Here is a 19,915-nt window from a genome sequence, read left to right on the forward strand (position 1 = left end):
GTTTTTGTTGATCAGGTGAAATCGCTGGTCAGAGCTTCCACCAGAGGGCGGTGTCCGGCGGCAGGAGCAGCAGCCCGTCGCGCACTCCGTAGTACGACGAAGCGAGCAGCACCGAGCCGGGATCGGGCAGTTCCACGACCGCTCCGGACAGGTTCACCGCGCAGGCGACCCCGTCCCGTTCGAACTGCAGCACGCCGTCCGGCGCGTCGACCCAGGTGAGGCCGGCACCCAGCGCCGGGTTCTCGCGGCGCACGCGCAGAGCGTTGCGGTAGAAGGACAACATCGAGTCCTGGTCGCCCGCCTGCGTCTCCACGGACAGCTTCGCCCAGTCCGCCGGCTGCGGCAGCCACGACCCGCCGGTGCCGAACCCGAGCGACGGCCCGGAGGACGCCCACGGCAGCGGCACGCGACACCCGTCACGACCGCGTTCGGTGTGACCGGACCGCTCCCACATCGGGTCCTGCAGCACCTCGTCCGGCAGGTCCAGCACCTCGGGCAGACCCAGCTCCTCGCCCTGGTACAGGTACACCGATCCCGGCAACGCCAGCATCAACGCCAGCGCGGCGCGCGCACGGCGCACACCGGTCTCACCGCCGCCGTACCGCGTCACGTGCCGTTGCACGTCGTGGTTCGACAGCACCCAGGTGGTAGGCGCCCCAACAGGTTCGACGGCGGCCAGCGACGAGTCGATGACCGACCGCAACGCCTCGGACGTCCATTCCGCGGTCAGGTAGTGGAAGTTGAACGCCTGATGCATCTCGTCGGCACGCAGGTACATGGCCGTCCGCTCGGCAGAAGGCGTCCACGCCTCCGCCACGAGCACACGCTCGCCCTCGTACGAGTCGATGACCTCACGCCACTCGCGGTGGATCTCGTGCACGCCGTCCTGGTCGAAGAACGGCAACGGTTCCGTGCCCAGCAGCTTGAGCTGGTCCGCGTGCCCGATGTCGGGCAGCCCCGGCGCCTTGATCATCCCGTGCGCCACGTCCACCCGGAACCCGTCGACGCCCAGGTCCAACCAGAACCGCAGCACGTCGCGGAACTCCGCGCGCACCTCGGGCAGCTCCCAGTTCAGGTCCGGCTGCTCCGGCGCGAACAGGTGCAGGTACCAGGAACCGTCGGCCACCCGCGTCCACGCCGGCCCGCCGAAGACGGACTCCCAGTCGTTCGGCGGCTGGTCCCCGACGCCCTCGCGGAACATGTAGCGCTCACGGCCACGTCCGGCCAGCGCCTCCTGGAACCACGCGTGCTGGTCGGAGCTGTGGTTCGGCACGATGTCGACGATCACCCGGATACCGAGCGTGTGCGCGTCGTCCACCAACGCGCGCACGTCGTCCAGCCCGCCGAACTGCGGGTCGACCGCGCGGTAGTCCGCCACGTCGTAGCCGCCGTCGGCCATCGGCGACGCGTAGAACGGCGTGATCCAGACCGCGTCGACGCCCAGGTCGCGCAGGTAGGGCAGGCGTGAGCGGATGCCGGGCAGGTCACCGACGCCGTCGCCGTCCGAGTCGGCGAAGCTGCGCACGTAGACCTGGTAGATGACGGCGTGGCGCCACCAGTCCTGGGACATGTCCATGCCTTCCGATGGGGTGTGTCAGCGGTCCAGGAAAGACGTTGCAAAAGTTTTCCGCAAGTCGGCTTGAGGATTGCTAAACATGTTGCACATGATCTGCAAACTTTTGCAGCCCGAAATATTGCGTTGCAAGCCCGCCACGCCATCCGTCAGAGTGGATCCCAACAGACCGGAGGAAGGAGCCAGCCGTGATGCAGCAACACATGAGCCATCAGCACGACTGGTGCTCCTCGGCATGAGCTGACCCTCATGTCTCCGGGGAGCCGTCCCGTCGCCGTCGCGACGAGGCGGCTTTTTTGATGCCCGTTGGTCCAATTGGCACGGACGCCGCGCTCTGGACGCGGAGATCGAGGTTCGAGTCCTCGACGGGCAGCTGTGACCGAAGCCGAAGCAGTCGAGGCGCCAGGTTGTGATCCTGGTCGAAGCCGGTGCGAGTCCGGTCGGTCACCCCAACGCGCGGGATCCGGCGATCACCCAGGCCTCATAAGCCTGGGGTGCCTGGTTCGACACCAGGACGCGCGACCAGCAGGGAGAGGAAGGCGTCGTGCAGGGCACCGTTGGTGGCCAGCACGACGTCCTCCTCGACCACCGTCACGCGGCCGCCCGCCTCCTCCACGAGCACCGGCAGACACGCCAGGTCGAACTCGTCCAGACCGGCGCCCACCGCGATCACCGCGTCCACCCGGCCGGTGATCAGGTCCAGCACCGACGTGGAACCGTCCACGACGACACATTGCTCCAGCACCGGTTTCCTCTTGCCGTGCAGGCACACTCGCGCGCCGTCGACGGTGTCGCGTGAGGACACCCGAGCGATTTCTTCTCGCTTGCCCCGAAAGACGCGGCAGCCGATGCCGCGTCCCGCCGCCATCGTGATGTCCAGTGACGGCATCGCGGACACGGCCAGGGCGCCCTCCAGCGCCAGGTCCACCGAGTACGTCGGCCGTCCGGCCACGAAGTCGGCGGTGCCGCTGATCGGATCGACCAGCCACCGCCGTCCGGAGGTTCCCGCGCGCTCAGGACGTTCCTCGCCCACGACACCGTCGTCGGGCACCGCTTCCGCCAGCAGCCTGCGCACCAGGTCCTCGACCTCGAGATCGGTCGAGGTGACCGGGCTGCCGTCCTCCTTCAACCGCACGTCGCGGTCGCCCACGGTGAACGCCTGTTCCGCCACCTGCGCTGCCTGGCCGACGATCCGCAACGCCAGCCGCATGTCGTTCCACATGGTCGCGAAGCCTGACGCGAGGGCCGCGCAGGTGTAACTGATGTAGCGTTGTGCTACATGATCGAGTTCGTGCTCGGCGAGTCCGACCTGGTGGACGTGCGGTTCGCCGTCTCGCCGCTCAGCGAGCTCACGCTCAGCCTGCGCGTGCTGAAAGACCCGGCCAAATACCCGTTGCACGTGCCGTGGGTGCGCCGGATCTGTGACGTCGACACGGAGGTGTTGCTGGCCCTGTCCACCGACCGTGGCTGGACGCCGGACTTCCTGAGCCCCCGTCCGCTGACGCCGTTCACCCGGATCGAGGACGAGTTCGCGGTGCTGCGTGAGATCCCCGTCCGAACCCTGCGCCGCGACCTCCGCGCGGTGTTCGGAGACGTGCCGGCCGTTCTGCGTGACCGCGGCCGGGTGCTCGGCGCATTGGAGAACTACTGGCACGCGGCCCTGGCCCGGCACTGGGACCGGATGCGCGCGGTGCTCGAAGCCGACATCGCGCACCGGGGCCGGGAGATGGCCCAGCACGGCCTGGCGGCGATGTTCGCGGGGATCTCGGACCGGATCACGTTCTTCAGTCCCGTGGTCGGGGTGCGGATCGCTGGTGCCGAACCGCGGCGGGTGGAGGCCGGGGGACAGGGGCTCACCCTGGTGCCCAGCGTGTTCGCACGGCGCACGGCGGTGCCCGTCGACCCCGGTGCGCCGCCGCTGCTGATCTACTCGGCTCGCGGTGCCGGCACGGTGTGGGAGACGGGGCTCGTCCGCGGGCCGCACGCGCTGGCCGGTGTCCTCGGTCAGGTGCGAGCGGATCTGCTGGCCGAGTTGGCGCAGCCGTGTTCGTCCACGGACATCGCACGACGCACGGGCGTCACGGCCTCGGCGGTGAACCAGCACCTGAGAGCGTTGCGCGACGCCGGTCTGCTGGCCTCGCAACGGCACGGGCGAAGCGTCGTCTACGCCCGCACGGAACTCGGCGACGCTCTGGTTTCCCACTCATTGGAACAGGGAAGCGACGCCGCGAGTCCGTCGTTGCCCAGGACATGAGCTTCGCTGAGGACTGGCAGACCTGGAAGACGGAGCGCGAGACCAACCTGGCTGACCCGTACGGGTGGCTGGCGCTGGTTTCGCTCGATTGGCTGGAGACGGCCCCACGCACCTATGACGGCCTACCGGGCGAGTGGTGGCAAGACGACGACGCGGCCTACTGGCGCAACGACGGGGAGACCAAGCGGTTCGAACTCGTCCAGAGCGGCGGCGGTGAACGCGTCGTGGCGGGCGACGTCGAGATCGAGATCGCCCGTCGCGGCGGGTACCTGATCCGCGTGCACGACCCGAAGGCCCCGGTGCTGAACGACTTCAAGGGCGTGCCGTCGTACGAACCGCACGAGAAGTGGGTGCTGGAGGGCGAGTACGAACCGTTCGACGCGCCCGTTCCCACGACCGTCGGCGCAGTCGTCGAGGGCCTCAGCCACGTCTACGAGGCACCGGGCCGTGTGCGGTTCAACTTCAACGGCGCCGAGCACACGCTTACGGCGTTCAACGGCCGTAACGGCGGGCTGAGCATCTTGTTCACCGACGAGACCAGCGGCGTCACGACCTATGCGGCGAACCGGCAGATCGCCGCCACACCGCACGACGGCAAGGTCGTGCTCGACTTCAACCGCGCGACGAACCTGCCGTGCGCGTTCACCGACTTCGCCACCTGCCCGCTGCCGCCCGCGGGCAACCACCTGTCGTTCGGCGTCGAGGCGGGGGAGAAGACGCCGTACGAGCGGGGCTAGAAGAACTCGTCGAGCAACCGGTACCAGGCGAGCATCTCCGGGCGGGGGGTGAGGCCGTAGGCGCGGTCGAACGCGGCTACGGCCTCTTCGCCCAGTTCCCGGTGCGCCAGCGCGATGTCGCGATGCCGGTCGGACACGCCCAGCCGTGCCACGTCGATCAGCACGGTCGAGCCGTCCGGGCGCAGCAACACGTTCGGCGGGCAGAAGTCCCCGTGCGCCACGACGAGGTCCTCGGCCGGCGGAGCGGTGGCCACCAGCCGTCGCAGCAACTCCTCAGGTGTGACACCGAGGTTGTCTTCGTCGAAGTCGTCCGGGTCCACCAGGCCCGCCTCGACGTTGTGCCGAGCCCGTTCCAGCACGACGGGAATCGTGGCGTCGTAAGGACATGAGGCCACCGGCAACGCGTGCAACGACCGCAGCACGGTGCCCATGACCGTTCCCACGAGCACGGGATCGGCCGAGGTCAGCGAGGGTGCGCCGACATCGGCCAGTACCAGCCAGTCCTCGGCGAACGCCCGGATCTCCGGCACCTCGAAGTGCCGGCCCAGCCACAGCAACCGGTCGTACTCGTCCACGCCCGAGCGCTTCACGTAGCTGGACCCGACCTGCCAGACGTCACCGGACAGACCTTCGTGGTCGTCGGACCACACGGCGTCCGGGCCGACCGCGTGCAGGACGTCCTCGGGGATCTTCACTCGCAGGCCGTGCCGTCCTTGTCGTTGTCCAGGCCGTAGATGTCCGTGCCGATGACCTGGATCGGGCCTCGCACGTACGCGGGGCCGTTTCCGGTACCGCCCGCGCAGTCCACATCGGACGCGATCGGCACGCAGCCACTGTAGTTCTTGTCGCACGCGGGTTGCGGCGCGGGCTGGGGCTGTGGCTGGGGGTTCGGCTGCGGGTTGGGCTGAGGCTGGGGTTGCGGCTTCGGCTGTGCGACGGCCGCGGGAGCGGTGGTCGTCGTAGTCGTGGTGGTGGTTGTCGTGGTCGTAGTGGTGGTGCTGGTCGGCGGCGCAACGGTCGTGGTCGTCGTCGTTGTGGGCGCTGCCGTCGTCGTGAGGCTGGACGCGTTGCTCTTGGTCGCCGGATCACCACCGATGGCGGCTCCGACGATGCCGATCGCGAAGAAGAACGCGAGCAGACTGGCCGCGCTGATGGCCACCGGTGCCACCCACGACTTGCGTGGCGCCACGACCGGAACCACCGCGCCACGGGGAATCTCACGCGGCATCCGCAGGAAGATCTGCAACAGCCCGTTGTCGCCGAGCTGGACGTACGCGGTACATCCGGTCGCCCCGCCGCCGGACTCCACGTGCATCAGCACGGGCGCATACCGTTGCGACATCAGGAAGGTCAGCTCGCCCACGCGGTACCCGTCGAGGCGCACCTCGATCCCGCGCTGACCGCGGTGCTTCCCGGCGGCGATCATGCACCACGTCAGGTTCACGGCGACGTGCCGCGTCACGCCGCCCGGAACGGCGTAGCGGGAGAGCACGTCCTGGTGGTGCTGCTCGCCGGTGACGGTCACCGTCACCTCGCCGGGGACCATCACCAGACCGGCGGCCGAGTTCTCGATCACTGTCGCAACTCCCTCGGGTGGGTTCGTACGGCCAGACCATCGAGGACCCACTCCAGGTGTTACTGACGGTGCCGCAAAGTTGTGCCGAACGGGTGAAAATCGGCCCGATTCGTCACGGACGGTCGATGATCACCGATGTAAAGCGTTTCCTCGCTGCCCGGCTGAGACACGGGACTCCCGAGAGAGCGTTTCCACGCTACGTTGAGCCAAAGGGCGCAACACCTTCACCCACAGGAGGGCGAATGGCGCTGGACACGCCGTGGCGGGCGTAGCGCGAACTGCGCGACGGATTCCCGCGAGCACACGGCGGGGCGAACTTCGTACGGTGTGCTCATGCTGCAACCGGACCGCGAGACCAGGGCCGAGTGGACGAAGTCCGTGACGTCCTTCGTCGAGGATTTCATCGAGGGACTGGAGGCCGCGCCCGCATCGTCGCCGGGCACGGCACTCCTGCCTCCTCCGCCGGCGGAGACCCCTGGCGAACTCGCTGACCTGCTCGCCCGGTTCGGCGACGCGGCCGCCCAGGCGGTGGAGACCGCGGGCCCGCGCTACCTGGCCTACTTCCCGGCGGGCGGCCTCTACAGTTCGGTGCTCGCCGAGTTCGTGGCCCAGGCCACCAACCGCTACACCGGCGTCGCCTCCACAGCGCCCGCGTTGGTCGCGCTGGAACACAGCGTGATCCGTTGGCTGTGCACCGAGTTCGGCCTCCCGGAAGGCTCCGGCGGCATCTTCACGACCGGCGCGTCACTGGCCACTCTCTCGGCCGTGCACACGGCACGACAGGACCGCCTAGGCGCCCACGACTCCAACGGCACCATCTACGTAACGCCGCACACGCACCACTGCGTCGCGAAGGCCGCGCACATCACCGGCTTCCCGCCCGAACGCATCCGCGTCATCCCCACCGACACCGCACTCCGAATGGACGTCGCACAGGCACAAGCCATGATCGCCGACGACCGCGCGAACGGCCTGCGCCCGTTCCTGGTCATCGGCACGGCGGGCGCGACCAGCACCGGCATCGTCGACCCGCTCGACGACATCGCCGCGCTGGCCGAGCGGGAATCCCTGTGGTTCCACGTGGACGGCGCGTACGGCGGCGCGTTCCAGCTGACCGAACGCGGCCGCGCGATCCTCACCGGCGTCGACCGGGCGGACTCGATCGCGTGGGACCCGCACAAGAGCCTCTTCCTGCCGTACGGCACGGGCGTCCTGCTCGTGCGCTCGGAGGCTCGGCTCCGCGCCGCACATGTGGCGGACGGCGACTACCTGCAGGACCTCGACCACGGCACCGGCCTGCCCGACTACGCCGACCTCGGCCCCGAGCTCACCCGCGAGTTCCGCGGCCTGCGCGTCTGGTTGCCGCTGCACCTGCACGGCGTGGCCGCGTTCCGCGAGGCGCTCGACGAGAAGCACGACCTCGCCGACCACCTCCGCGCAGAGTTGGCGAAGATCGACGGCGTCGAGGTGCTCCCGTCCGACCTCACCGTCGTCGTGTTCCGCGGCGCCGACAGCGAGCAGCTCTTCAAGCGCCTCAACGAGTCCGGCAGGTTCTTCCTGTCCAGCACGAGGCTCGGCGGGAAGTTCACGTTGCGGATCTGCGTGCTCAGCCACCGCACCCACCGCGAGCACGTGGACGAGGTGATCGAACTGATCAGACGGCTCGGTCGCTCTTGAGCGCCACGATTCACCTGATCGAAGCATCGCGCCGTCGTTGACAGCGCCTTCACTGTGCATCATTGTGACTCGTGATGAATCAATATGACTCAAGATTGGCGAGCAGGGCCGGCGGTGAATGACCACGCCTCCGCCCGGCAGGTCCTCGCCCGGGAGTTGAAGCGACTTCGGCTTCGGACCGGTCTGTCCGGCAGGGAACTGGGGCGCAGGGCGTCGATCAGTCAGTCGAAGGTCTCCCGGATCGAGGCGGGCACGGCCTTGCCGACCGTGCCCGAGGTCGAGAAATGGGGGAGGGTGCTTGATGTTCCGGCTGAAACGGTGCGATGGCTTGCGATCATCACCGGCAACGCGCACCTCGAAGCGCATTCGTGGTCTGCCGTGTTGCAGGACGGGAAGCACCTGCAGCACGAGATCGGTGGATGGGAGGCTGCCGCCGCGGTCGTTCGCACCTACCAGCCATCGGTCGTGCCCGGCTTGCTGCAGATCGCGGACTATGCCCGTCGAGTGTTCTCCCTGTTCTCCCCTCCATATGACGAGGCCGCGCTGGCGGCGGCGGTCGCGGGGCGGCTGGAGCGTCAGGTAGCTCTCTACGAGTCGGGACGGAAGTTCGAATTCCTGATAACCGAGGCCGCTCTGCGCTGGCGTCCAGGGCCTCCGAACGTGCTCGTGGCTCAGCTCGACCGGATTCGGTCGATATCCACCTTGGACAACATCGGTATCGGTCTGATTCCGCTCGACTGCGAAGCCGTGGCAACGTACTCGCATGGATTCGTGATTTATGAAGGAGGGCAGGAGAGTGTCGCGACCGTGGAGATGATCCACGGACCGCTGACTGTCGATTCGGAGGTTCAGGTCGAAATGTATCGCCATCGGTGGTCGCTTCTCGGCGAGATGGCCTTGCGTGGAGACGAAGCCCGGTCGCTGCTCGATGATCTGATCGGCCGGGTCAGGCGTCACGCCGCGCTGGACGGCGACGGCGCGACGTGACGCCTCCGGGGATGATCAGCTCAGGTTGAACTCGCCCCGGAGCACGCCGCGCCGGAACGCGAGCCATTCGGCCCTGGTGAACCAGAGCACGGGGCCAGAGGGATTCTTCGAGTCCCGCACCAGAACGCCGACCTGTGTCATCGCCACCTCGACGCACTCGCCTCCGCCTTCGCTGAGGGTGCTCTTCTTCCAGGTGAGACCGCTCTTCTCCATCGCTGGTTTCTCCTTTTGGGGCTGAGCCGCTTTTGCGGTGATGGGAGAAACGATGGCCGTCGTGGTTGCCACGTCGTTTGCGTTGAGATTCCATCCGGTTGTGGAAGCGTTTCCCTGCTTTGGAAATGGGTGCTATGGAGTTACCTGGAAAACGTGTCGAGTTCCGTGTCTGGGGAGAGGTGGGCATCTACGTCGAGGGCCGTCGAATCGGCCCTGCGAAGAAGGCTTCCTGGCTGCTGGGGTGCCTGCTGCTCGGCGATGGGCGACCCGCACACCTGAACAAGTTGTACGAGTGGATGTGGGACGACCCTCCATCGAGTGCGGAGACCGAGCTCGCCAAGCAGGCGACCGAACTCCGCAACGTCCTTGGCCAGGCGGGATTTCCGGACGCGCTGCGAAGCAAGGACGGTCTGCGCTGGCTTCACGTGCCGAACGAACTCGTGGACGCCCACCGGTTCCGGGCGCTTGTCACCAAGGCGCAGGCGGCCAACAGGCGATCCGTTGCGGGACTTCGTGAAGCGTCGGCGGCGTTGAAGGACGCCCTTGATCTGGCGGTCGGGGAGCCGCTGGCCGGCGTGGCGACCTCTCGCGCGGGGCGGGAACGAGCACAACTCGAGGGGGTCCGGCGTGAGGCGCAGCTTTTGGCTGCCGAAGTCGGCGTGGAACTCGGCCACCACCGCGACCAGATCGAGATCGTCACGCGGCTGCACGCCGTACATCCCGAAGACGTGGCGATCACGTCCCTCGCCGCACGAACGCTCTACCTGTGCGGCCGTGCCCCCGACGCGCTCGACCTCATCAGTCGTCACAAGGAGGCCATCCGCGATTTCGGCCTCGACGCCCACAAGGAGATCAATGAAATGGAGACTCGCGTGCTCCGTCACGACCCCGGCCTCGAACCGCTCGTGCGACGTGAACCGGGTCCGTCAGAAGGCCGTCTGGTGCTGGCGCTCAGAACGGAGTCGCGCGGGTTCGAGTCCCTGAAGTCGATGATCCCTGACGCGTTCGGGTGTGACGACATCGCCGTGCAGGTCATGCCAGGGCACCTGTTGTGCGATCTGCCTTCGGGCATCTCGCCTCGAATGGTTCTCGGCCGGGGGCTGAGCAGGCTCTCCGATCTCGTGCGACAGCCTGTGAGTGCGGGTGTCGCGATGGGTGACGTCGAACGGGCGCACGACCTCGCCGCCTCCACGTCCGCGCTCGCGCGACTGCGTGCTGCGTCAGGCCGTTACCTGGTTGTCGCGATCAGCGCCGAACTGTACGAGTACGTCGACAGGCTCGACCGTTCTGCGTACTGCCGGGCCGAGGACGTCAACGGATGGGTGCGCGTTCCGGGGTATTCCGTGCCGCCGGAGAGTGCGTCCGCCGCGGTCGAAAGTCAGAACGACAAGCCCTCGCAGAAGTCCTACTCGGTCGTCTTCAACGGGACGACCTCGATCGGTACGCAGCACAACGGTGACGCCACGCACCACAACCACTTCGGCGGTGCGCGATGAGTGACGACACGACGGCCTCGACCCCGTCGCCTGCCTCCTCATCCGCGAACGCCGGCAAACCAGGCAATGAGCCGTCGGACAGTTCGCCGTCGTCCGGACCCGGCGGCGCGAAGGAACCCGACCAGCGTGATCTCGACGAAGCCTATGCACGAGGCAAGCGTCTGACGACTGACGGCACGATGAACTTCAACCGTGATGCGTCGATCGAGGACTTGCAACTCGGCGATCGGTACATCTACAACAACTACAACTACAGGTCTTTCAGCGACGCAGACGCGTTCCGTGCGGTCCCCGTTCGGGAGAAGGACCTCCGGTGGGTGCGCAGCCGCTACGTTCCAGTAGCGAACTACGCAGATCTCCTGGACACGCTGAATCACACACAGGTTCTTGTTCTCAACGGTCGGCCTGGTACCGGGCGTTTCACGACCGCGCTGCGGCTGCTTGACTCCTTTGTGTCCGGTGCGATCTCACACGTTGACGGTGCCGACGACCTCAACAAGTTCGACGAGTCCCACATCGAGGACGATCGCGGCTACCTGATGGAACTCTCTCGACCCCAGGCCGAGGCGTTGACCGAACGCGTGCTCGAGGCGCTTTCAGGAAGGCTCGCCCTCAAAGGCGCCTATCTCGTGGTCATCTGTCACCGCGACGGTCAGGACCACATGCTCGGTGGGTTCACTCGGACGTGCCCACCCCCGAACATCGATGACCTCGTTCTGCGTCACCTGAACGAGGAACTGCGTGACGACGACTGTGATGTCGATGCGGTGCTACAGCAGCTCTACGCCAGCCATGATCTGTGCGTCGCGCTTGCCGCCGCCCCCAAACCTGCGGAGGCGGCGCAGATCGCCGGTTTCCTGGCGGAGATGGCGCGAGGCGAGATCGATCTGTCCGAAGTGGAGAGACGCGCCAACCTGCTGGTGCGCAGGCAGGTCGAGGAGTGGTTCGCGGAGCTTTCCGGACCGGCCGGCACGTTGCCGGAAGCCATCCGGATGACGGCCTTCCGGATCTCCCTCGCGGTGTTCCACGACTCGGAGTACGACGTCGTCGTGAAAGCTGGAGCGACGCTCGCGACGAAGTTGTTGAAGAAGGCGAAAGGCGACCACGTCAGGAAGCCCGAGGAATCGCTGTTCGCGGAGGACCACGGAGTCAACCTGCCCGCGTCCCGCGCCACGATGGTGGACGGCACCGTCTCGTTCGGTGGACTGGAAACTCCCACGAAGCTGGTCATGTTCGCTGACGAGCGCTTCCCTGTGGTGCTGCTCAGCCATCTCTGGCATCGGCATCACAAGCTGCGCGAAGCCGTTTTGGAATGGCTGACGGACCTGAGCGACGACCACAGGCCCATGGTGTGGGTGCGAGCCGCACAGGCCATGGGCCTGTTCTGCTCGTTGTCGTTCTCCAGCACCTTCACGGAGAACATCGGGCCGTTGGCGGAGACCGAGGGAGAAGAAGGGGAACGCCGCAGGTGGTACGCGGCCATCGCGCTCGACCACGCCGCGCGCGATGAGCGGATCGCGGGTCCTGTGTTCGAACGACTTCAGGAGTGGCGGCGGGACGGTAACGAGGCCCAACAGTGGACCGCCGCGGCAGCGCTCGGCTACGACCTCGGACTGGATCGCATCGATGACGCACTTCGTGAGCTACGCGTTCTGGGCACGCCGTCGGAACGCCTGCCCGCGTTGCAGAAGGCCGAGTACAGCGACCTCGTGCAAGTCGCGAGTCGCAGCATCGCGAACCTGCTGACTTTCGGCGCCGTGACCACCGTGCTGGAAAGAATCTCCGAGTGGACCCGGAGCAGACGGCAGAGTGTTCGAGATCTGGCGCGGTGGAGCATCGCGTACCTGATCCACCTGAGGGGACACTCCCGGTACGTACTGGTTCATGCCGTGGGGCGGAGCGACCAGTTGGGTACCGCGAACAGAAGGCGCTGGCCACTGCTGCTCGCGTTGCTGGAGAAAGAACCCGATCACACCCGTGAAGTGTCCGAACTGGTCAGGTGGGGCCTGGGCGGTCGTGACCACGGCGAGGTGTTGCACGATCAGTTCCGGCGTTGGGTCCACGTGGCGGAGAAGGATCCGGTCTGCCTCGACGCGCTCGCCGCTTTCATGCCGCATCTCATCGTCGGGCACAGCGACTTCCGCCGCTTGCAGCACCTCATCGAGCGGATGCGCCGCGACTGGTCCGATCCTCTCAACGAGGACACCGCGCTTGTTCTGGAGAACTCCATCCTGTTGCACGGCGAGAGGACTGCGTCATGACCCGCCAGTTGTTCGACGACGATGTCGCTTCGCAGACCTACCGTCACGCCACCACCGGCGAGGACGGCGCGGCCGAGGAGGGACAGCAGGAGGAACTCTGGCCGCTGCCGGAGCGGTCCAGGGACATCGTCGGGCCGATCCTGGGGGACTGCCGGCTGGGCAAGTGGGACGCGTTGCGCGGCCGTATGCCCGCGGACGCCCGCACCGCGAGGGTGTTCGTGACGTCGTCGGGCAAGCGGCTGTTCTTCGCGCCGGACCAGCAGCCGCCTGGTCGCAAGTTGGTTGCCCAGCGGGTGTGTCACGTATACGAGGTCGACATGGGTGTGCACCTGAGCCGCGTCGAGGTCAAGCTGCCCTGTGCGGGCGATCAATGCTTCTTCGACGGGGTCGTCGAGTTGCGCTGGCAGGTGAGCGACGCCGAGGTCGCGGTGAGCTCCGGCGTGTCGAATGTGGCCAACGAGTTGATGCCTGAGATCACGACACGCCTGCGCGCTGTCACGCGGAAGTTCGACATCGAGCATGTGGACCACGCGGAGTTGGCGGCGGCCGACGCGCTGACCGGTGAGCAGCTCGGGCGAAAGTTCGGTCTTGACGTGCAGGTCTTTTTGCATCTCAGCATGGACGAGCCCACGTTGGCGCACGCCGCACTGGTCCGGAAGGTCGACCGGTTGCGGCACATCATCGCCGAAGGTGACTATCACCAGTTCGCTTTGCAACTGTCGTTGCGGGAGGACAGCATTACGGAGGTGATGCAGATGCTGGCCCTGGAGCGCCACAACAGCAAGCAGGTGGTGGTGGACTTCCTCGCCAGGATGGTGGAGTCCGACGCGATCGAACGCTGGGAGATCGAGGACGACCTGCGCGTTCTGCTTCAGTCGTTGCGGGACTGGAGCAACAGCGAACTGGCCAGCGTGAAGGAGACAAGGACGACCTCGCTGGGAACAGCCAGGCGTCCGATTCCGGGCGGGGACAAGCGCTGATCAGGCGCTGGACCGCTTGATCAGCGTGGTCGGCAGCAGCAGCGAAGGTGGCAGCCCGTCCTCGCCCGCGAGCTCCGCGAGCAGCCGCCACGTCATGGTGCGGCCCAGCTCCTCGACGTCCTGCCGGATCGTCGTCAGCGGTGGCGTCGCGGTCGCGGCGAACACCGAGTCGTCGAACCCGACGACCGCGACGTCCTCGGGGACGCGCTTGCCCTGCGCGTGCAGCACCTGCAACGCGCCGAGGGCCATGATGTCCGCGGCGACGAACACCGCGTCGAGGTCGGGTGCCTTGCGCAGCAACGCTTCCATGGCCCGTGCGCCGCTCTCCGGGGTGAAGTCGCCGTGCGCGACCAGGTCGCTGGAGAGTTTGGCCTCGCTCAGGCCGCGCTTGAAGCCGCTGAGCCGGTCGGCGCCCACGGCCATGTCCTTCGGGCCGGCGACGGTGCCGATCCGCTTGCGGCCCAACGAGGCCAGGTAGCGCGCGGCTTCCAGAGCGCCGGTGAAGTTGTCGGCGTCCACGAACGGGACGGGGGTGCCGAGTGGACGGCCGCCGGAGACGACCGGCAGGCCGATCTCGGCCAGCATCGGCACCAGCGGGTCCTCGCCGTGCAGGCTGACCAGCAGCGCGCCGTCGACGTGGCCGCTGCTCAGGTACGTCACCAGGTCGCTGGTGTCGGAGGGCTGGCTCATCATCAGCAGCAACTGCATGTGGCGGCCGGCGAGTTCGGCGTGCACGCCGCGCAGCACACCCGCGAAGAACGGGTCGGACAGGACGCGGCCGGTCGGCTCCGAGACCACCAGGGCGATGGCGTTGGCCCGGTTGCCGGCGAGCGACCGCGCGGCCTGGTTGGGGGAGTAGCCCAACTCCGCGATGGCGGCGTGCACGGCCTCCCGGGCCTTGGCGCTGACGTACTGCTCGTCGTTGATCACGCGCGAGACGGTCGACTTGGACACTCCGGCCACCCGCGCGACTTCTTCGATCCGGGGGCCGGGACGTCGCTTCGCCGTCTCGGTCATGCGGTCATCCTAGGCTGCCTGGCCGGACCATGATCTGCTCAGGTCCATCTTCGTTCCCCCTCTTCACAGCGGCGTGGGCCAAGTTTCCAAGATCGTCCGCACAAATTCCGCACAGCACCGCCGAGTTCTGGCAGCATGCCCACCGAGGAGGGCTAGTGCGGTATCGGCTTCTTGGGCCGCTGCAGATTTGGCGTGGGGGCGTGGAACTGCGGCTGGGCGGGCCCCGGCAACGGGCACTGCTGGCAGCGTTGGCACTGCACGCCAACGAGACGGTCAGTTTTGAACATCTGAGCGAAGCGGTGTGGGAATCTCCACCCGCGGCTCCTGAATCGAACATCCGAACCTATGTCGCCGCCCTGCGCAAGCTCGTGCTGGACGACCTCGTCACCGTTCCCGGCGGATACCGGCTCAAGGTGCCGGACGGAGAGGTCGACGTCGCCGTCTTCGAGCGGTTGTGCGCGGCGGGCGACGAGGCGTTGAAGCAGGGGGAGCACCGGACGGCGGTCTCCGAGTACGAACAGGCACTCGCGTTGTGGCGCGGCCCGTCGCTGGACGGCCTCACCGTGGGGCCCCGGCTCGAAGCCGAGCTCACGCTGTTGCAGGAACGGCGGCTCACGGTCGCCGAGCAGCACGCGCGGCTGTCGATCGAGCTGGGGCAGGGCGAGCGGCTGATCGCCGAACTGCGGCGGCTGACCAAGCAGTTCCCGCTCAGGGAACAGCTCTGGTTGCAGCTCATGCACGCGCTGCAGCGGGCCAACCGGCCTGCCGAGGCGTTGCAGGCGTTCGAGGACGTACGGGTGCTGCTCGCCGCCGAACTGGGCGTCGATCCCGGCCACGACCTGCGGGAACTGCACGCGCGGCTGCTGCGCGGGGACGAGCCGCGGCCCGCCCTGAACACATTGCCGCGCGATGTCGCCGACTTCACCGGCCGCGAGTCCGAGATGGAGCGACTGACCAGGGCCGTCACCGGCAAGTCCGCCGTCGTGATCTCCGCGATCGACGGCATGCCGGGCGTCGGCAAGACGACGCTCGCCGTGCACCTGGCGCACCGTCTGGAGTATCCGGACGGTCAGCTGTTCATCGACCTGCACGCGCACACCGCGGGCCGTGCGCCCGTGGAACCGACAGACGCGCTCGACGTGCTGTTGCGCGCGCTCGGCCTGGACGAGATCCCGGTCGGCCTCGACGAACGGGCCGCGATGTGGCGCGGCGAACTGTCGAAGCGCAGGTTGCTCGTCGTGCTCGACAACGCGGTGAGCGCCGAGCAGGTGCGGCCGCTGCTGCCGGGCGTGCCGGGCTCGTTGGTGCTGGTCACGTCACGGGCGCGGCTGGTCGAGCTGGAAGGCACGTCGACGCTCACGCTGGACGTGCTGTCCGAGGCGGAGGCGCTCCAGCTGTTCGCCACGATCGTCGGCGACGAACGCGGCACCGACCCGGCGGCCCGCGAGGTCGTCGAGCTGTGCGGCAGGCTGCCACTGGCCGTGCGACTGGCCGCCGGACGGCTCCGCAGCCGTCCGACCTGGAACACCGCCCACCTCGCGACGCGGCTGCGCGAGGGACGATTATCCGAGCTGGACGCGGTCTTCGCGTTGTCGTTCGGCCAGCTCCCCACCGGTCACCAGCGGCTCTTCTGCCTGCTGGGCCTGCACCACGGCACGGACTTCGACGTCGACCAGGCCGCCGCGCTGGGCGAGCTCGACCTGCTGGAGTGCGACGGGATGCTCGAAGATCTCGTCGACGTGCACCTCCTGGAGGCGACCACGCTCGGCCGGTACCGGATGCACGACCTGCTCCGGCAGTACGCACAGTCCAAAGTGCACGCCACCCGCGAGCCGCTGACCAGGCTGCTCGATCACTTCCTGGACACGGCGAACCAGGCCACGAGGCTGATGTCGCCCGCCGCGCGCAAGTACGAGGTCGACATCACCTACCGGCCGGAGTCGCGGCTCGTGCTGCGCGACTACGACCACGCCGTCGAGTGGCTGGAGACCGAACGCCAGACGCTCGTCGCCGCCGTGGCGTTGTCACTCGACGGTGACTGGCGCACGCACACATGGCAGCTCGCGCGCGCGTTGACGTTCTTCTGCATGGTGCGCGGCCACACGCGTGACTGGGCCACGATCAACGAACTGGCGTTGGAGGCGGCGAAGGACGAGCCGGTAGCCCTCGCGATCACGACCAAGAACTACGCGATGGTGTTCTGGCAGACCGCGCAGTACCCGCGGGCCATTCACTACAACGAGCGCGCGATCGAGATGCTCCGCGAGCTGGGCGACCTGCAGGGCGTGGCGGGCACGCTGAACAACCAGTCGCTGGTCTACCGGTCCCTCGGCCGGCACGCCGATGCCGCTGACCTGCTCGAACAGGCCATCACGGTGGCGCGGCAGCTCGGCGACCGGCACCTCGAGTCGCAGGCGATGAGCAACGTCAGCAACATCTACAGCGCGCTCGGCCGTTACGACGAGGCGTTGCAGGCGTGCACGTCCGCGCTCGCGTTGATGCGCGAGATGGGCAGCCGCCGCGACGAGGCCGACACCCAGAGCGCGCTGGGCATGATCCTGCACGCCATGGGCCGGCACTCCGAAGCGCTGGAGGCGTTGGAGTCGGCGTTGGCGGCCGTGCGCGCGATCGGTGACGTCACAACGGAAACCGTGGTCCTCAACTACCTCGGCGAAGTGCTGACGGCAGCCGGACGTCCCGCTGACGCCTTGGCGCCGTTGCGTGAGGCGTTGGAACTGGCGGAACGGATCGACGACCGGCGTGAGGCCGCGAACGCGCACAAGCACCTCGCTCGTGCGGTCACGGATCCCGCCGAGGCGGCCCGGCACCAGAGGGAGGCGGACGAGAGGTTCGCCGCGCTAGGCACCGACTGAGCGCGGGCCCGGCCTCCCGCCGGGCAGCACCGCGCCGCGCGGCAACCCGTCCCGCAGCAACGGCAACAGCCTCGGATGCTTGCTCATGAGCACCGCGGCTGTGCCGTTGCGCTGCTGGATCCGGCGGCAGAAGTGCGGAGACAGCGCCACCCCCAGATAGGCCTCCGCGCGCGGTCCGTAGACGACCTCGGTCCCGAGCCCGCACCACGCGGCCGCGACCGCCTGGCCGTCCACCCAGAGGTATCCCTCGACGTACACCCCGCCGTGGTGGCGGCCCGCCTCGCTGAAGGCGTCGCTGAACGTCACCTGGGGCTGCAGGCGCGTCCGGTCGTCGGCGGACCACCACCCGCCGACGTCGAGCACCAGCCCCTCGACGCTCGCGTGCGCCCACTGCGAGTCGTCGACGAGCGTGCGGAACGGCGCTTCCAGCTCCTGCAACGCCGCCGTGAGCTCCTCCACCCGTTCATGGTGCGGTGCTCACGCCGATCGCGCTGTCCGAAGTGGACTCAGCTCTAGGACTGGGCGATCGTGATGGTGATGCTCACCTGGACCTGCCCCGCCACGCCGGTGATGACCCCGTCCCCGGCTTTCGGGCCTGCCTGCAGCCTGGCCCGGAACGTCAGCGTCTGGCCGGGGGCCAGTGGCTCCCCGCCCTCGCACGTCACAGTGCCCTTGCCGGCCGGGCACCCGACGAATCCCGCCGACATCTTGCCCGCTCCGACCGTCTTGATCTTGTCAGGCATGGTCAACGTCAACGTTGGCAACGTCGTGGGGGACGAGCCGTTGTTGGTGATGCTGATGTTCATCTCGTTCGGCGGGCCCTCGGTGGTCATGGCGATGGTGCCGGGCGTGGTCGCCGACAGGTTGGCCGACGCGGGGGAGACCGTCTTCTCGCCCTCCGGCTCCTCGGGTTCCTCGGCCTCGGTCGTGACGGTGCCCGGAGCCGAACCGGCGACGGTGCCCTTCGTCGGCGTGCTGCCGGCGCTCTGCGTGGTGCCGGGCTGTGAGGTCTGCCCGGATTCCGCCGAGGCGCTCGTGCTGGTCGCCGGGGCGGCGCCGATCGTGGTGGAGGGGCTGTCGGAGGTGACGACGCCGCTGGCGGTGACCACGACGACCGCCGCGGCCGAGGCGGCGACGCCCAGCCACGTGGAGGCGCTCAGGGTGACCACGGCGCCCTTGGTCGCGGTCGCGGCGGCGGCGAGGTAACCGGTGGTGCCCGTGCCGAGCACGATCGGGGCGACCAGTCCGCGCAACGCGCCGTTGACGTCGGACAGCTCTCGCGCGAGCTTGCGGCATTCCGCGCAGGTGTCCATGTGCTCGTCGAGATGGACGGCGTCGCGGCCCTTGAGCCCACCGCGGGTCCACGCACCGAGCTTCGTCACCGTGGAGCGGCATTTCTCCGCGGGCTCCTGGTTGACGTGCGCCTGCAGGAACGCCTTGCGCAGACCTTCGCGCGCACGGAACGCCATCGCGGACACGCCGTTCGCGGTCAAGCCGAGCAACGGCGCGATCTCGCCGGGCGACTGACCCTCGATCGCCGTGTGCCACAGGACTGTCTGCCACCGCTCGGGCAGCGTCGCGAACGCCGTCGCCGCCATGGCCTGGTCGAGATCCTCGACCGCCTTGTCGCGGAACGGCACGCTGGTCGCCTTGGTGGCGCCGGGAACCTCTTCGATGTCACCGGCCAGTTCGACCCGCTTTTCCTTGCGGGTGCGGTCATACGCCGCGTGCCGCACGGCCGTCAGCAGGTACGGCCGGAACGAGGCGCCGGGACCGCCACCGCCGCGCAGCGCGGCGAGAACCTTCGCGAACGCTTCCGCCACAAGGTCATCGGCGTCCGAGGACGACGAGGACAGTTGCATCGCAAGGATGTTCGCCGAGCGCACGTGACGTTCGTAGAGCTTGCCGTACTCCTCGACCTGGCCATCTCTGACTGCATCGATGAGGTCGGCATCCGACGGCGGTCGTCCACGCTGCCCGATCAAAGAAAGCCGCCCTTAACGTGATGCCCTGTGCTGATACGCGGACCCTATCGAGATGTCTCAACACGAACAATCCACGCATACGAAACTGATGCAATAAAAGAGGTTCCGGACCTGGGCGGGCTCGGTGAACACAGGTCAGAAGGCCCTAGCGGCGGCAACTTCGCTGTGAGGGCTCACCGCTTTGTTCGCGAAACTAATCGGTAGCGGATGTCCATTTCCCTGACCATTCGCAAAAGGAGCAGCTTTCGTTAGGGCAAATGCGCGCACGTCCATGCGGATGATCTCG

16 protein-coding genes and 3 tRNA genes are annotated in these 19,915 nt (G+C 67.8%); 11 read left to right on the top strand and 8 right to left on the bottom strand.

Annotated features, from left to right (window positions below):
- Positions 1-28: 28 nt before the first annotated feature.
- Positions 29-1,570 carry a glycoside hydrolase family 13 protein gene (locus ACIQF0_RS05885; protein WP_401027720.1) on the bottom strand — a complete coding sequence of 514 codons (1,542 nt, stop codon included), beginning with the start codon at positions 1,568-1,570 and terminating at the stop codon, positions 29-31.
- Positions 1,571-1,873: 303 nt separating this feature from the next.
- Here ACIQF0_RS05885 and ACIQF0_RS05890 point away from each other — a divergent pair.
- The 3 genes from ACIQF0_RS05890 to ACIQF0_RS05900 all read left to right on the top strand — a co-directional run bounded on the left by ACIQF0_RS05890 (position 1,874) and on the right by ACIQF0_RS05900 (position 2,098).
- A tRNA-Gln gene (locus ACIQF0_RS05890) sits at positions 1,874-1,946 on the top strand.
- 2 nt (positions 1,947-1,948) lie between these two features.
- Positions 1,949-2,025, top strand: a tRNA-His gene (locus ACIQF0_RS05895).
- Between the two features lies 1 nt (position 2,026).
- Positions 2,027-2,098, top strand: a tRNA-Ile gene (locus tag ACIQF0_RS05900).
- On the opposite strand, the gene ACIQF0_RS05905 is transcribed toward ACIQF0_RS05900, so the two are convergent.
- Positions 2,055-2,795, bottom strand: a complete 741-nt coding sequence (locus ACIQF0_RS05905) for an inositol monophosphatase family protein (RefSeq protein ID WP_401027723.1) — start codon at positions 2,793-2,795, stop codon at positions 2,055-2,057. The two genes, ACIQF0_RS05900 and ACIQF0_RS05905, sit on opposite strands and share 44 nt — an antisense overlap.
- 57 nt (positions 2,796-2,852) lie before the next feature.
- Here ACIQF0_RS05905 and ACIQF0_RS05910 point away from each other — a divergent pair, with 57 nt between their 5' ends.
- Complete coding sequence (locus ACIQF0_RS05910) at positions 2,853-3,827, top strand: DUF5937 family protein (RefSeq protein ID WP_401024926.1); 975 nt, start codon at positions 2,853-2,855, stop codon at positions 3,825-3,827.
- Complete coding sequence (locus ACIQF0_RS05915) at positions 3,824-4,564, top strand: DUF1684 domain-containing protein (RefSeq protein ID WP_360033370.1); 741 nt, start codon at positions 3,824-3,826, stop codon at positions 4,562-4,564. The genes ACIQF0_RS05910 and ACIQF0_RS05915 overlap by 4 nt, the downstream gene beginning before the upstream one ends.
- Here ACIQF0_RS05915 and ACIQF0_RS05920 read toward each other — a convergent pair.
- Together ACIQF0_RS05920 and ACIQF0_RS05925 are read right to left on the bottom strand one after the other, a co-directional pair.
- Positions 4,561-5,259 carry an aminoglycoside 3'-phosphotransferase gene (locus ACIQF0_RS05920; RefSeq protein WP_401024929.1) on the bottom strand — a complete coding sequence of 233 codons (699 nt, stop codon included), beginning with the start codon at positions 5,257-5,259 and terminating at the stop codon, positions 4,561-4,563. The two genes, ACIQF0_RS05915 and ACIQF0_RS05920, sit on opposite strands and share 4 nt — an antisense overlap.
- Positions 5,256-6,140, bottom strand: coding sequence for a hypothetical protein (locus ACIQF0_RS05925; protein ID WP_401024932.1), 885 nt, complete (start codon positions 6,138-6,140; stop codon positions 5,256-5,258). Before ACIQF0_RS05925 ends, ACIQF0_RS05920 begins: the two co-directional genes overlap by 4 nt.
- Before the next feature lie 333 nt (positions 6,141-6,473).
- Here ACIQF0_RS05925 and ACIQF0_RS05930 point away from each other — a divergent pair, with 333 nt between their 5' ends.
- Both ACIQF0_RS05930 and ACIQF0_RS05935 read left to right on the top strand, forming a co-directional pair.
- On the top strand, positions 6,474-7,817 hold the full coding sequence (locus ACIQF0_RS05930) for a pyridoxal phosphate-dependent decarboxylase family protein (protein ID WP_401024935.1): 1,344 nt from the start codon (positions 6,474-6,476) through the stop codon (positions 7,815-7,817).
- Positions 7,818-7,931: 114 nt separating this feature from the next.
- On the top strand, positions 7,932-8,804 hold the full coding sequence (locus tag ACIQF0_RS05935; RefSeq protein WP_401024938.1) for a helix-turn-helix domain-containing protein: 873 nt from the start codon (positions 7,932-7,934) through the stop codon (positions 8,802-8,804).
- Positions 8,805-8,819: 15 nt separating this feature from the next.
- Here ACIQF0_RS05935 and ACIQF0_RS05940 read toward each other — a convergent pair whose 3' ends face one another.
- A complete protein-coding gene (locus tag ACIQF0_RS05940; RefSeq protein WP_401024940.1) occupies positions 8,820-9,017 on the bottom strand; it encodes a DUF397 domain-containing protein in 198 nt (65 codons plus the stop codon).
- Positions 9,018-9,196: 179 nt separating this feature from the next.
- On the opposite strand from ACIQF0_RS05940, the gene ACIQF0_RS05945 reads away from it, so the two are divergent.
- Genes ACIQF0_RS05945 through ACIQF0_RS05955 form a run of 3 tightly spaced genes read left to right on the top strand, consistent with a single transcriptional unit; the run spans position 9,197 to position 13,754 of the window.
- Positions 9,197-10,513 carry a BTAD domain-containing putative transcriptional regulator gene (locus tag ACIQF0_RS05945; RefSeq protein ID WP_401024943.1) on the top strand — a complete coding sequence of 439 codons (1,317 nt, stop codon included), beginning with the start codon at positions 9,197-9,199 and terminating at the stop codon, positions 10,511-10,513.
- Positions 10,510-12,774 carry a hypothetical protein gene (locus ACIQF0_RS05950; protein WP_401024945.1) on the top strand — a complete coding sequence of 755 codons (2,265 nt, stop codon included), beginning with the start codon at positions 10,510-10,512 and terminating at the stop codon, positions 12,772-12,774. Before ACIQF0_RS05945 ends, ACIQF0_RS05950 begins: the two co-directional genes overlap by 4 nt.
- The gene (locus tag ACIQF0_RS05955; protein WP_401024947.1) at positions 12,771-13,754 is read left to right on the top strand and encodes a hypothetical protein; all 984 of its coding nucleotides are present in this window, start codon (positions 12,771-12,773) and stop codon (positions 13,752-13,754) included. Before ACIQF0_RS05950 ends, ACIQF0_RS05955 begins: the two co-directional genes overlap by 4 nt.
- Here the strand turns inward: ACIQF0_RS05955 and ACIQF0_RS05960 are convergent, their stop codons facing one another.
- The gene (locus ACIQF0_RS05960; RefSeq protein ID WP_401024950.1) at positions 13,755-14,771 is read right to left on the bottom strand and encodes a LacI family DNA-binding transcriptional regulator; all 1,017 of its coding nucleotides are present in this window, start codon (positions 14,769-14,771) and stop codon (positions 13,755-13,757) included.
- 200 nt (positions 14,772-14,971) lie between these two features.
- On the opposite strand from ACIQF0_RS05960, the gene ACIQF0_RS05965 reads away from it, so the two are divergent.
- Entirely contained in the window at positions 14,972-17,644 is a 2,673-nt protein-coding gene (locus ACIQF0_RS05965; RefSeq protein WP_401024953.1) for a BTAD domain-containing putative transcriptional regulator, read from the top strand.
- Here the strand turns inward: ACIQF0_RS05965 and ACIQF0_RS05970 are convergent.
- The gene (locus ACIQF0_RS05970; RefSeq protein ID WP_401024955.1) at positions 17,630-18,103 is read right to left on the bottom strand and encodes a hypothetical protein; all 474 of its coding nucleotides are present in this window, start codon (positions 18,101-18,103) and stop codon (positions 17,630-17,632) included. The genes ACIQF0_RS05965 and ACIQF0_RS05970 overlap by 15 nt on opposite strands.
- A 53-nt stretch (positions 18,104-18,156) precedes the next feature.
- The gene (locus ACIQF0_RS05975) at positions 18,157-19,629 is read right to left on the bottom strand and encodes a sigma-70 family RNA polymerase sigma factor (protein ID WP_401024957.1); all 1,473 of its coding nucleotides are present in this window, start codon (positions 19,627-19,629) and stop codon (positions 18,157-18,159) included.
- Positions 19,630-19,915 lie beyond the last annotated feature (286 nt).

The organism is Lentzea sp. NPDC092896 (genome assembly GCF_044754905.1).
Lineage (GTDB): Bacteria > Actinomycetota > Actinomycetes > Mycobacteriales > Pseudonocardiaceae > Lentzea.

What these genes read in the sequence shown, in the direction of transcription:
- ACIQF0_RS05885 (WP_401027720.1), bottom strand. Translation starts at nt 1,570, where the DNA reads ATGTCCCAGGACTGGTGGCGCCACGCCGTCATCTACCAGGTCTACGTG.
- ACIQF0_RS05905 (WP_401027723.1), bottom strand. Translation starts at nt 2,795, where the DNA reads ATGTGGAACGACATGCGGCTGGCGTTGCGGATCGTCGGCCAGGCAGCG.
- ACIQF0_RS05910 (WP_401024926.1), top strand. Translation starts at nt 2,853, where the DNA reads ATGATCGAGTTCGTGCTCGGCGAGTCCGACCTGGTGGACGTGCGGTTC.
- ACIQF0_RS05915 (WP_360033370.1), top strand. Translation starts at nt 3,824, where the DNA reads ATGAGCTTCGCTGAGGACTGGCAGACCTGGAAGACGGAGCGCGAGACC.
- ACIQF0_RS05930 (WP_401024935.1), top strand. Translation starts at nt 6,474, where the DNA reads ATGCTGCAACCGGACCGCGAGACCAGGGCCGAGTGGACGAAGTCCGTG.
- ACIQF0_RS05940 (WP_401024940.1), bottom strand. Translation starts at nt 9,017, where the DNA reads ATGGAGAAGAGCGGTCTCACCTGGAAGAAGAGCACCCTCAGCGAAGGC.
- ACIQF0_RS05950 (WP_401024945.1), top strand. Translation starts at nt 10,510, where the DNA reads ATGAGTGACGACACGACGGCCTCGACCCCGTCGCCTGCCTCCTCATCC.
- ACIQF0_RS05955 (WP_401024947.1), top strand. Translation starts at nt 12,771, where the DNA reads ATGACCCGCCAGTTGTTCGACGACGATGTCGCTTCGCAGACCTACCGT.
- ACIQF0_RS05960 (WP_401024950.1), bottom strand. Translation starts at nt 14,771, where the DNA reads ATGACCGAGACGGCGAAGCGACGTCCCGGCCCCCGGATCGAAGAAGTC.